Source organism: Chryseobacterium sp. CFS15 (assembly GCF_031118795.1).
Classification (GTDB): domain Bacteria; phylum Bacteroidota; class Bacteroidia; order Flavobacteriales; family Weeksellaceae; genus Chryseobacterium; species Chryseobacterium indoltheticum.
On the sequence record NZ_JAVHYL010000005.1, the window covers coordinates 320,898 to 332,174 of the forward strand.

9 protein-coding genes are annotated in these 11,277 nt (G+C 35.8%); 4 read left to right on the forward strand and 5 right to left on the reverse strand.

Annotation, left to right across the window (positions count from 1 at the left end; genetic code table 11):
* Window positions 1–125: 125 nt before the first annotated feature.
* Window positions 126–1,520 (reverse strand): class II fumarate hydratase, encoded by a 1,395-nt coding sequence (gene fumC, locus OH814_RS10685; protein WP_308828136.1) that lies wholly within the window; start codon window positions 1,518–1,520, stop codon window positions 126–128.
* A 207-nt stretch (window positions 1,521–1,727) separates the two neighbouring features.
* On the opposite strand from fumC, the gene OH814_RS10690 reads away from it, so the two are divergent.
* Window positions 1,728–3,335, forward strand: coding sequence for a fumarate hydratase (locus OH814_RS10690; protein ID WP_308828137.1), 1,608 nt, complete (start codon window positions 1,728–1,730; stop codon window positions 3,333–3,335).
* Between the two features lie 181 nt (window positions 3,336–3,516).
* Window positions 3,517–3,807 carry a hypothetical protein gene (locus OH814_RS10695; protein WP_076561283.1) on the forward strand — a complete coding sequence of 97 codons (291 nt, stop codon included), beginning with the start codon at window positions 3,517–3,519 and terminating at the stop codon, window positions 3,805–3,807.
* A 98-nt stretch (window positions 3,808–3,905) separates the two neighbouring features.
* On the opposite strand, the gene OH814_RS10700 is transcribed toward OH814_RS10695, so the two are convergent.
* Window positions 3,906–4,796 (reverse strand): AraC family transcriptional regulator, encoded by an 891-nt coding sequence (locus tag OH814_RS10700; protein ID WP_308828138.1) that lies wholly within the window; start codon window positions 4,794–4,796, stop codon window positions 3,906–3,908.
* A gap of 346 nt (window positions 4,797–5,142) precedes the next feature.
* On the opposite strand from OH814_RS10700, the gene OH814_RS10705 reads away from it, so the two are divergent.
* On the forward strand, window positions 5,143–7,230 hold the full coding sequence (locus OH814_RS10705; RefSeq protein ID WP_308828139.1) for a T9SS type A sorting domain-containing protein: 2,088 nt from the start codon (window positions 5,143–5,145) through the stop codon (window positions 7,228–7,230).
* Window positions 7,231–7,323: 93 nt separating this feature from the next.
* On the opposite strand, the gene OH814_RS10710 is transcribed toward OH814_RS10705, so the two are convergent.
* From OH814_RS10710 to OH814_RS10720, 3 genes are read right to left on the reverse strand one after another with little or no spacing between them, the layout of a single operon-like run.
* Complete coding sequence (locus OH814_RS10710) at window positions 7,324–7,623, reverse strand: co-chaperone YbbN (protein WP_115620610.1); 300 nt, start codon at window positions 7,621–7,623, stop codon at window positions 7,324–7,326.
* 12 nt (window positions 7,624–7,635) lie between these two features.
* On the reverse strand, window positions 7,636–8,004 hold the full coding sequence (locus OH814_RS10715) for a rhodanese-like domain-containing protein (RefSeq protein WP_279195657.1): 369 nt from the start codon (window positions 8,002–8,004) through the stop codon (window positions 7,636–7,638).
* Complete coding sequence (locus OH814_RS10720) at window positions 8,005–9,414, reverse strand: rhodanese-like domain-containing protein (protein WP_279195656.1); 1,410 nt, start codon at window positions 9,412–9,414, stop codon at window positions 8,005–8,007.
* 286 nt (window positions 9,415–9,700) lie between these two features.
* On the opposite strand from OH814_RS10720, the gene OH814_RS10725 reads away from it, so the two are divergent.
* Window positions 9,701–11,227 carry a helicase HerA-like domain-containing protein gene (locus OH814_RS10725; protein ID WP_308828140.1) on the forward strand — a complete coding sequence of 509 codons (1,527 nt, stop codon included), beginning with the start codon at window positions 9,701–9,703 and terminating at the stop codon, window positions 11,225–11,227.
* Window positions 11,228–11,277 lie beyond the last annotated feature (50 nt).

Sequence of the window (11,277 nt, forward strand, 5' to 3'; positions counted from 1 at the left end):
TGATAAATTGACGAATTTTTCAATTTGGTATAAGAATTGAATATAAAAAAATAACATTCACATTAACAAACAAAAACACTCCGCGGGATCTTCTGTAGAGTGTTTTTGTTTTATCAATATTTAATCTATTTCAGGCTTCCCACCATATCTTCAGGCTTCACCCACTCGTCAAACTGCTCAGAAGTCACAAAGCCAAGGTTGATGGCTTCTTCTTTCAGTGTTGTTCCGTTTTTGTGAGCGGTTTTTGCAATTTTCGCAGCATTCTCATAACCAATGTGCGTATTCAAAGCGGTAACCAACATCAAAGATTTATCTACCAACTCTTTGATTCTTGCGTGATTTGGCTCAATTCCAACGGCACAATGATCATTAAATGAAATACAAGCATCGGCAATTAGCTGAGCAGACTGTAAGAAATTGTAAGCCATTACAGGTTTGAAAACATTCAGTTCATAATTTCCCTGCGTTCCTGCAAACGAAATCGTTGTATCGTTTCCTAAAACCTGCGCACAAACCATTGTTAAAGCTTCGTTCTGCGTCGGATTTACTTTTCCCGGCATAATTGATGAACCCGGTTCATTTTCCGGAATATGAATTTCTCCAATTCCTGAACGTGGCCCTGAAGCCAATAATCTTACATCCTGAGCGATTTTGTATAAAGAAACCGCCAATTGTTTTAAAGCTCCGTGAGATTCTACAATCGCATCGTGAGCAGCCAAAGCTTCAAATTTATTTTCAGCCGTTACAAAAGGAAGATTGGTGAATTTTGCAATATATTCAGCCACTTTTACATCATAACCTTGAGGTGTATTTAATCCTGTTCCCACCGCGGTTCCTCCTAAAGCAAGCTCAGAAAGATGAGGTAATGTATTTTTTAACGCTTTGATTCCGTAATTTAATTGGGCAACATATCCTGAAAATTCCTGACCTAAAGTAAGTGGAGTAGCATCCATCAAATGCGTTCTTCCGATTTTTACAATGTCTTTAAATTCGATTGCTTTTTCGTTCAACGTATTTTTTAGTTTCTCAACTGCAGGTAGGGTTACCTCAACAACTTTTTTATAAGCAGCAATATGCATTGCAGTTGGATAGGTGTCGTTTGAAGACTGAGATTTATTCACATCATCATTCGGATGAACTTCAGATTTGTCGCCTAAAGTTCCGCCATTGTTCACGTGAGCTCTGTTTGAGACCACTTCGTTCACATTCATATTCGATTGTGTTCCCGAACCGGTTTGCCAGATCACCAAAGGAAATTGATCATTCAGTTTACCTTCTAAGATCTCGTCGCAAACTTTTGCAATCATATCTCTTTTTTCAGCAGGAAGAACTCCCAAATCGGTGTTTGTAAATGCCGCAGCTTTTTTTAAATAAGCAAAAGCTTCGATGATTTCGTGCGGCATAGAACCTTCCGAACCGATTTTGAAATTGTTTCTTGAACGTTCCGTTTGTGCGCCCCAAAACTTATCTGCAGGAACCTGCACTTCACCCATGGTGTCTTTTTCTATTCTGTAATTCATTGTGAAATTGTTTAATTAAGGTTTAGGCTGAGGTTGAGTTTAAATTTAAAAAAAATTTACTCTAAATCTTAACTTCAGCCTCAATTCATAAAGTTAAGCAATGCTCAAAAACCTCGCAATTTATAATCATTATAAATACAGTTTAAGTCGCTGATTTTGCTCATGTTTTTCTCGTAAGCCGTATTTTTGCACCGAAATAGAAAGTAAATGGATTTTAAATATCAAGATCCGTATCCAATTTTGAAAGATGATACGGTGTACAAAAAATTAACTTCAGACTACGTTAAGGTTGAAAAGCATGGCGAAAGAGAAATTTTAACGATCGATCCGAAAGGCTTGGAATTATTGGCTGAAGAGGCAATGGCAGATGTTTCTTTTATGCTTCGTTCTTCACATTTAGAAAGTTTGAGAAGAATTATCGATGATCCTGAAGCGACTGATAACGACAGATTTGTTGCTTATAATTTATTGCAAAACGCTGCGGTTGCTGTAGAAGGAGCACTTCCTTCTTGCCAAGATACCGGAACGGCAATTGTGATGGGTAAAAAAGGTGAAAATGTTTATACTGGCGTTGAAGACGGAGAATATTTAAGCAAAGGAATTTACAATACCTACCAAAAAAGAAACTTAAGGTACTCTCAAGTCGTTCCTTTAACGATGTTTGATGAGAAAAATTCGGGTTCAAATCTTCCGGCGCAAATTGATATTTATGCTAAAAAAGGGGATTATTACGAGTTTTTATTTTTAACAAAAGGAGGAGGTTCTGCAAACAAAACTTTCCTTTACCAGAAAACAAAATCTCTACTGAACAAAAAATCTTTGGAAGCTTTTGTAAAAGAGAGAATTTCAGATTTGGGAACAGCGGCTTGTCCACCTTACCATTTAGCTTTGGTCATTGGTGGAACTTCTGCAGAAGCAAATTTGGCTGCCGTGAAAAAAGCATCTGCAAAATATTATGATAATCTTCCGACAGAAGGAAATGAAGCAGGACAAGCGTTCAGAGACTTGGAATGGGAAGCAAAAGTTCAGAAAATTTGCCAGGAAAGTGCAATCGGAGCACAGTTTGGCGGAAAATATTTAACACACGATGTTAGAGTAATCCGACTTCCTCGTCACGCAGCTTCTTGCCCGGTTGGAATGGGAGTTTCTTGTTCAGCAGACAGAAATATTAAAGGGAAAATTACCAAAGATGGTATTTTCTTAGAGCAATTGGAGCAAGATCCGAAAAGATTTTTACCTGCAACTCCTCCGCATTTAGAAGAAGCTGTTGAGATTAATTTGAATAAACCAATGCCTGAAATTTTGGCTGAGCTTTCAAAATATCCAATCAAAACAAGATTAAAATTAAACGGAACATTGATCGTTGCAAGAGATATTGCGCACGCAAAAATCAAAGAATTGTTGGATGCAGGACAACCGATGCCTGAATATTTCAAAAATCACCCGATCTATTATGCGGGACCTGCAAAAACTCCGGAAGGAATGGCTTCAGGAAGTTTCGGACCCACAACAGCGGGAAGAATGGATGTGTATGTAGACGAATTCCAAAGTCACGGCGGAAGTATGGTGATGTTGGCAAAAGGAAACAGAACAGCAGATGTAACCAATGCTTGTCATAAATACGGAGGTTTTTACATCGGTTCGATTGGAGGACCTGCTGCAATCTTGGCAAAAGATAATATTTTATCGGTTGAGGTCGTTGATTTCCCTGAATTAGGTATGGAAGCAGTAAGAAAAATTGAAGTGAAAGATTTCCCTGCATTCATCATTACCGATGATAAAGGAAACGATTTCTTCGCCAACCTTGCCCATTAAAATTTTAGGTTAGAAAGTTATATTGAAGAATTTTAGGGTTGCAATTGTAGTCTAATATCTAACATCTAACTTCTAATATCTAAATTAATTAGTTTAAAATAAAAATAAATTGCAAAATTTAGGTTCTATATCTTTTGATGAAAAAGAAAAAAGCCCTACTTTTGCTTAAAATTTAAGAAACATGATGTTATCAGCATTTTGGCCGTTTTACCAATTCCTTTGGACAATTTATTTTGTATGTATGTTCCTTGTAGGATTCTGGTGTATCTTAATGTTTTTCGGTTTTATTATTCCTTTGTGGTTAACTGAAGGTTTGAAAGAATATTTTGGTAAAGTAAAACCTTTTGATCCTGAGCAGATTAGAAGTAAATTGCTTACTGAGCAAGAAGGCGTTGAAGTGATTTTCAGCCAGCCTAAAGGTCACGGTCCTTTCATTCACGATAGCCACGGGCACGATCACGGACATCATTAATTGATTGTCATTGCTTTCTCACACGAATTCTGGGAAAGTAATATCAAAGCAAAACAACATATATTAAACCACTAATTTATTTTAGTGGTTTTTCTTTTTTACCCTAATCGCAGTTTTTCCGGTGATACCCCGAATTTCTTCTTAAATGCACGGGTAAAATTCTGAACATATTCATAACCGCATTCTATTGCAATCTCTTTAATCATAATTTGATTATTGATGATCATCTTTTTTGCTTTCAGCATTCTGAGCTCTGAAATGTAGTTTACAATAGTCGTTTGATAATGTTCTTTAAATTCTTTTCTCAATTTACTTTGATTAATACCCAATATTTTAGATATCTCTTCGATTTTCAAGTTTTTATGATAATTCTCGTCCAAAAATTTTTTGATGGCTTCAGGAGTTTTTGAATGATCATCGCTGTTGTCTTTTTCTTTAAACTGTTCAAAAATGAGAACAAGCAATTTTATGATTTTAGCTTCAATAAAAAGTTTCTGCATTACCCCTTTTTTAGAATATCCCGAAATTTCCTTTAAGATCATGTGCATTTCCACAGTCATATTGGGAGGAGTCTCTTTGTGAAGAAAAATGAAACTGTTATTCTTCATATTTTTCAGTATTTCAGCACTTTCGGTGTTAGAATTAGGATCGATTAAATTAAAAACGTATTGATAATTAATCTGTATCTGAAGATATTTTAAGATGTCCTGATTTTCTGTCCACAATTCTGCACGGTGTTCTGCAGAAGAATAATGAAGAATGTATTGATTTTTTTTGAATTTTAAATGAGTTCCACAATCTGAAGTCAGTAAATTGATATTCGGACTCAGAAAAAACAAAAGATTAAAACTGGATTCTCCTTCAATGAAATGAGATTTTAAATAATTTCCAGTTGTTTCATCTTCACTGAAAACAACCTTAATGTCTTCAGATTTAAATAGTAAACCTCTTTTGGATCGATCTATTTCTTTCGCTGTTTTCGTTCTCATATGTAAGTAAAAGATTCCATTCAATAATTAATCTCATTCAATGATAGGATAGAAATTAAATTTCGAACAAAATTAAATTAAATTTAGAATAAATAAAAATAAAATTATCTTTTTGGAATTTTATTTGCAAACTAGCTCTCATCAGCTAGAATAATCTAAAGTGAAAACTAACGATTTTAATATAATTTTAAACGTGATCAATTTTGTTTTATACTTAAATGTTTGAATTATTGCAGTAATCATCGGGATAACTAAAAGGTTGGATATGATAATTGATTTGCTGTAATCAAGAGTAATTTTGCCGAAAATTAAAATATAATTTAGAATAAATAAAAATAAGTTATTTATGTTTAAAAATTTACAATTAACAGCAAAGAAAATCGGAACCGGAATCGGAATCGGTATCCTTTCTATAGTAGGAAGTTCACTACATGCTCAGCAATGGGAAGATGTGGGTTCTACGGGGAGTATTTCTATTGGTGGAAGCAGTTATAATAATCTGGCGATTGATGCTCAGGGAAATTATTATGTTTCGTACTATGATGTTTCTGTTCAAAAAGGTTCTGTACAGAAATTTAACGGGATCTCTTGGTCATATGTTGGAGGAAATGCAGGAATTACTACTGCTACAGCAACATACAACTCTCTTTCTTTAGATACTTCGGGAAATGTTTATTATACTAATCAATGGGGTTATCCTAACTCGGGAATGGAAGTAAGAAAATTTAATGGAACATCCTGGAGTTTACTTCCATTTCCATTTACAGATACAACAAATTATCAGGCATCAGCAGTAGCTCCGAATGGTATTCCGTATGTGTATGCATCTGTGGGTTCAGGAACGGTAAAAAGATTGGTGAACGGAGCTTGGGAACAAGTAGGTCCTACAAATATTGCCGGTGCAAATCCAACGCACGCAGAAATGGTTATCGGAACAAATGGAAAAGTGTATGTTTGTCATATAGCTTCCGGAGTAAGAGTTTTTGAAAATAGCTTGACGGCTTCTTCAACAGATGCATGGACTTTAGTGGGTGGAACTTCAGTAGGAAGTGCTTTTACAGAAGGGGCAAACGCAACTTTAGATATTGCGATTGGCTCAGACAATACTTTATATGTCGTATATTCATCTACAGCAGCAAATAACAGAAAACTGAATGTAAAGAAATTTGATGGAACAAATTGGGTACAGATTGGTAACGCCGACTTTGGTATTTCAAATGACTTATATAATGTTTCTATTGCTGTTACTCCTTCCGGGAAGCTCTACACTGTAGCAAGCGGATGGGCTGCAAACGGTGGAAAAAACACCGTATATCATTATAATTCAGTATCTAATATTTGGGAAACATTCGGAGGTGATTTTGTATCGGATGATGCTGCTTTATACAATGATTTACAATATGATACGGTAAGCAATACATTGGTTCTTACTTATTCTCAAAATGGAGTAAGGGTAAAAAGAGTTCAATTATCAAATAACACTCCGGGGTGTACTAATGCTGATCCTGGAACAAATCCGGGAGATACAAGTTGTGTAACTTTTACTTACAAAGGTCAGCAAGTAACTTATACAACAGTAAGAGGTGCAGATGGAAAAGTTTGGCTTCAGCAGAACCTAGGAAGTAGACAAGTTGCGACGGCAATGGCCGATACTGAGTCTTACGGAGATCTTTTCCAGTGGGGAAGATGGGATGATGGTCATCAAAACAGAAATTCTGCTACAACTACCGTTCCGGCAATTAATAATCCTACAGGTCTTTCCGGTATTACATCATTTATTTTAGGGAATAACCCTGCGTGGTGGTCAACAAATGCTTTAAGTGATTTATGGAACGGAGCAAACACTTCAGCAATAACTTCTGAAGTGAGTGTTGATCCCTGTAAAGCAATCGGTGCAGGTTGGAAATTACCTTCTCAGGCAGATTGGGTGGCTGCTGTAGGTGCAGAAGGAATGTCTAGTGCGGCCAATGCATTTACAAGCAAATTAAAATTACCGGCGGCAGGTTACAGAAGTCAAATTACCGGCGGATTTACGTATGTGGGCGAAAGAGGATATTATTGGAGTGGAGATGTTGCCAATTCGGGAGGAAAATATTTATATAATTCTACAGCGTTAGCGAATCCAAATTCTGGCGGACCAAGAGCTCAAGGCCAATCTGTAAGATGTATAAAAGATGTTACTACAGGCTTAGGAACTTCAGATATTAGAAAAATTGCTGTAGGAATTTATCCAAACCCAACCAATGGGATTTTAAATATTAAAACAGATTCGGATATTGATAAAGTAAACGTTACCAATATAGTAGGGCAAAAAATGAATGTTCAGTTTTCAAATAACCAAATCAATATGGAGCAGCTTCAGAAAGGAGTTTATATTGTTGAGCTGCAATTGAAAAACGGACAAAAAATATCTAAAAAAGTAATTAAAAATTAATTAGGTTTTAGGATTTGATAATATTCAAAAAAAAAGGCTTAGATTTTATAATCTAAGCCTTTTTTTATAAGCCAGTATTTAGGCTAAATATTATTACATAAACTGTTCCAACAGTTGGGTCAATCGATTGACGTCATGCACGCCACTTTCTTTATACAACAATTCTCCTTTTTTGAAAACTGCTAAGGTAGGAACTCCACGAACTCCATACTGAGAGGCGATCGCAGGATACTGATCGATATCAATTTTTATAATTCTGGCCTTTTCGCCAACATTTTCTTTTACTGTATTCAGAACCGACGACTGCACCTTGCATGGTTGACACCAAGTAGCAAAAAAATCGATAAGTACCGGTCTTTCAGAATCTATTATTTCTTGGAATTTTTGAGACATTGTATTTCGTTTTTACTGTTTTTCTTCCTGAATGGCTTTTACGTTTTTCCAGGTCGTACCATCATAAACGTCAACTCCTTTTTTCTTTAAAATTTCTACAGCTTGATCTGCCTGTATACCTTTGTTGCAAAAAACGACTACTTTTTTACCTTTCAATGCATCCGTATTTTTGTCTAAATCAGCCAACGGAATATTCACGGCATCTTTTGCTGTAGCTTCAGCATATTGCTCAGGAATTCTTACGTCAACCAAAATTACATCAGCGCTATTTACAACCTGTTTAATGTCGGTTTGAACAGTATTTTCTGGTAAAGCTTGTGTTTTGCAGCTGCTTAGCGCAAATACTGAAATCAGAATTAACGCACTTACTTTTACTCTCATTTATAAAGTTTTAGATTGGCATACAAAATCTGAAATAGGAAATTTTTCTGTTTTTTTAATGCCGTTAAAGCCACCTTCAATCTCGGTGAAATTTCTGATTCCGTGTGAGTTGAGGATGCTTGCTGCGATCATACTTCTGTAGCCTCCTGCACAATGTAAAAAGAAATGTTCAGAGTCATCAATGGTAGAAACCCAATCGCTAATCGTGTCCAAAGGCCTGCTATAAGCATTATCAATATGTTCAGCCGAATATTCCCCGATCTTTCTTACATCAATCACTTTTGAATTTTCATTAAATACTTCAGCAAATTCGCTAGGAGAAATTCTTTTTATTTCGTCTATTTCTTTCGTTGAGCTTTTCCATGCTTCAAAGCCTCCTTTTAGATATCCTAAAACATGATCAAAACCAACTCTGCTCAATCTTGTGATTACTTCTTCTTCAGTTCCTTCGTCGGCAACCAGCAATAAAGGATGTTTTACGTCTACAATCAGACTTCCTACCCACGGTGCAAAATCACCTTTTAAACCAATATTGATCGCATTTGGAATAAAGCCTTTATGAAAATCTGCAGGGCTTCTTGTATCTAAAATCAAAGCTCCGGTTTCTTCAGCAAAACTTTCAAAATCTTCTACTGAAACGGGGTTTAAACCTCTGTTCATCACAGTATCTAAACTGTCATAGCCGCCTTTATTCATGGCAACATTCATCCCGAAATATTTTGGTGGCGCTGTCAATCCGTCTAATACTTCTCTTATGAAAGATTCTTTATCGGGTTGATTCAGAGCATAATTTGTTCTTTTTTGGTTTCCTAAAATATCTACCGTTTCTTTCTGCATGTTTTTTCCGCAGGCAGAACCCGCTCCATGAGCCGGATAAACCGTAATGCTGTCGTCTAAAGGAAGAATTTTATTATGTAAACTTTCATATAAAATTCCCGCAAGATCTTCCTGGGTTACACTTCCTGCTTTCTGAGCAAGATCAGGTCGTCCTACATCACCTAAAAATAAGGTGTCACCCGTAAAAATAGCAGTTTCTACACCGTTTTCGTCAATCAGAAGATAAGTTGTACTTTCCATCGTATGACCTGGGGTGTGAAGTACTTTTATTTTGATGTTTCCGATCTCAAATATCTGATTGTCTTCAGCGATAATCGCTTCAAATTCAGGCTGTGCAGTGGGTCCGTAAACAATCGGAGCATCTGTTTTTTTGCTTAAATCTAAATGTCCGGAAACAAAATCTGCATGAAAATGAGTTTCAAAAATATATTTTAAAGTGACATTGTCTTTGTCCAGGCGGTCGAGATATGGTTTTACTTCTCTTAGCGGATCTATGATTGCTGCTTCATTTTCCGATACGATATAATATGCACCTTGTGCAAGACAGCCTGTATATATTTGCTCAATTTTCATTGATTCTTATTTAAAATGATTATAAAGATACAAAGTAATGGATTAATTAGAAAGAAATGACAATTCTGAATGATAGTTTTTCTCAATCTCAAAAATTTGCTTATGTTAATATTTTAGCCAAGACATTCACTATCAATTGAAAAGATTATATATTTATTGTGAAAGAAAACAAACTGTTTTAAATCATATTAAACAGAAATCATTTTAAGTTTAATTTATTAAGAAATTAATTCGGGAGGTTCAGATCTTTACAAAAATATTTATCTTTAGGTATTGAAAAAATCAAATGGCTGACAAAACAAAATTTATTGAAGAACTTTCGACAAGATATACTCCAAAAGGAGAGCATATAATTTTAGGAAAAGGAATGTTGGATGGTGAAGTTGTCACCGAAGTCAACGTTACGATTCCTTTAAAAACCATCAACCGTCATGGGCTGATTGCCGGAGCTACAGGAACAGGAAAAACAAAAACACTTCAGGTTTTCGCCGAACAGCTTTCTCATGCCGGAATTCCATCTTTAGTTTTAGATATTAAGGGCGATTTTTCTGGAATTGCTGAATCCGGACAGATGAATTCTATCATTGAAGAACGTTATGCAAAAACTGAGCTTCCATACAATCCGCAGGCTTTTCCAGTAGAGTTGATGAGTATTTCCGGTGGAAAAGGAGTGAAATTGCGTGCAACGGTTACAGAATTTGGTCCTGTTTTGTTAAGCAAGATTTTAGAACTGAATGATACGCAACAAAGCATCATGTCGATTGTTTTTAAATATTGTGATGACAAAGGTTTGCCTTTAATTGATTTAAATGATCTGAAAAAAGTTCTGCAATATGTAACCGATAACCAAGAAGGTAAAGCAGAATTGTCGGCTAATTACGGATCTATATCGCCTGCATCTTTAGGAGCTATTTTAAGATCTATAGTTGCGCTGGAACAGCAAGGTGCTGCCGATTTCTTTGGTGAACTGAGCTTTGATGTTCATGATTTGCTTGAAACGCGTGATGGAAAAGGGGTTGTTAATATTTTAAGAGTTGCTGACATTCAAAATAAACCACAACTGTTTTCAACATTTATGCTTTCGCTTTTTGCTGAAATTTATATGACTTTCCCTGAAGAAGGCGACAGTGGAAAACCAAAATTGGTTTTGTTTATCGATGAAGCCCATTTGATTTTTGACGAAGCTTCGAAAGCTTTGGCTTCTCAGATCGAAACGATGGTAAAACTGATTCGTTCGAAAGGTGTTGGTATTTATTTTATCACTCAAATTCCTGGTGATGTTCCTGAGAATGTGCTTTCGCAATTAGGTTTAAAAATTCAGCATGCGCTGAGAGGTTTTACCGCAAAAGATAAAAAAGAGATTTCTAAAGCTGTAGAAAATTATCCAACCACAGAATTTTACAATGCTTCCGAACTCATTCAGAATTTAGGAATTGGTGAAGCTTTTATCACTGCCTTGGATGAAAAAGGAATTCCGACGCCATTGGTTCATACTTATTTGATTTCACCAGAATCAAGAATGGATGTGCTGAATGATGCTGAAGTTTCTGAATTGACATCAAAGTCTGCTCTGGTTTCAAAATATGAAAAGCCAATCGACAGAGAATCTGCCTACGAAATTTTAGTTAAAAGAATGGAACATGCAGTTCAGAATTCTGCGCCTACACAAAAAACAAAACCGGTAAAAGAACAGCCGGGAATGTTTGAGCAAGTATTAAAAAGCAGTGCAGGAAGAACTTTTGCCAATACCTTAATGAGAGAAGGTGCAAAAGCTATTTTGGGAATGTTTGGCTTGGGAAGAAAGACGAGGTAAATATTTGATTAACAATATCTAACTTCGTTTCGGTTTTTTTCTTATTTTTA

Coding starts and splice junctions, on each gene's coding strand:
- OH814_RS10710 (WP_115620610.1), bottom strand. CDS start 7,623: ATGTCTCAAAAATTCCAAGAAATAATAGATTCTGAAAGACCGGTACTT.
- OH814_RS10720 (WP_279195656.1), bottom strand. CDS start 9,414: ATGAAAATTGAGCAAATATATACAGGCTGTCTTGCACAAGGTGCATAT.
- OH814_RS10725 (WP_308828140.1), top strand. CDS start 9,701: ATGGCTGACAAAACAAAATTTATTGAAGAACTTTCGACAAGATATACT.
- OH814_RS10695 (WP_076561283.1), top strand. CDS start 3,517: ATGATGTTATCAGCATTTTGGCCGTTTTACCAATTCCTTTGGACAATT.
- OH814_RS10705 (WP_308828139.1), top strand. CDS start 5,143: ATGTTTAAAAATTTACAATTAACAGCAAAGAAAATCGGAACCGGAATC.
- OH814_RS10700 (WP_308828138.1), bottom strand. CDS start 4,796: ATGAGAACGAAAACAGCGAAAGAAATAGATCGATCCAAAAGAGGTTTA.
- OH814_RS10690 (WP_308828137.1), top strand. CDS start 1,728: ATGGATTTTAAATATCAAGATCCGTATCCAATTTTGAAAGATGATACG.
- OH814_RS10715 (WP_279195657.1), bottom strand. CDS start 8,004: ATGAGAGTAAAAGTAAGTGCGTTAATTCTGATTTCAGTATTTGCGCTA.
- fumC (WP_308828136.1), bottom strand. CDS start 1,520: ATGAATTACAGAATAGAAAAAGACACCATGGGTGAAGTGCAGGTTCCT.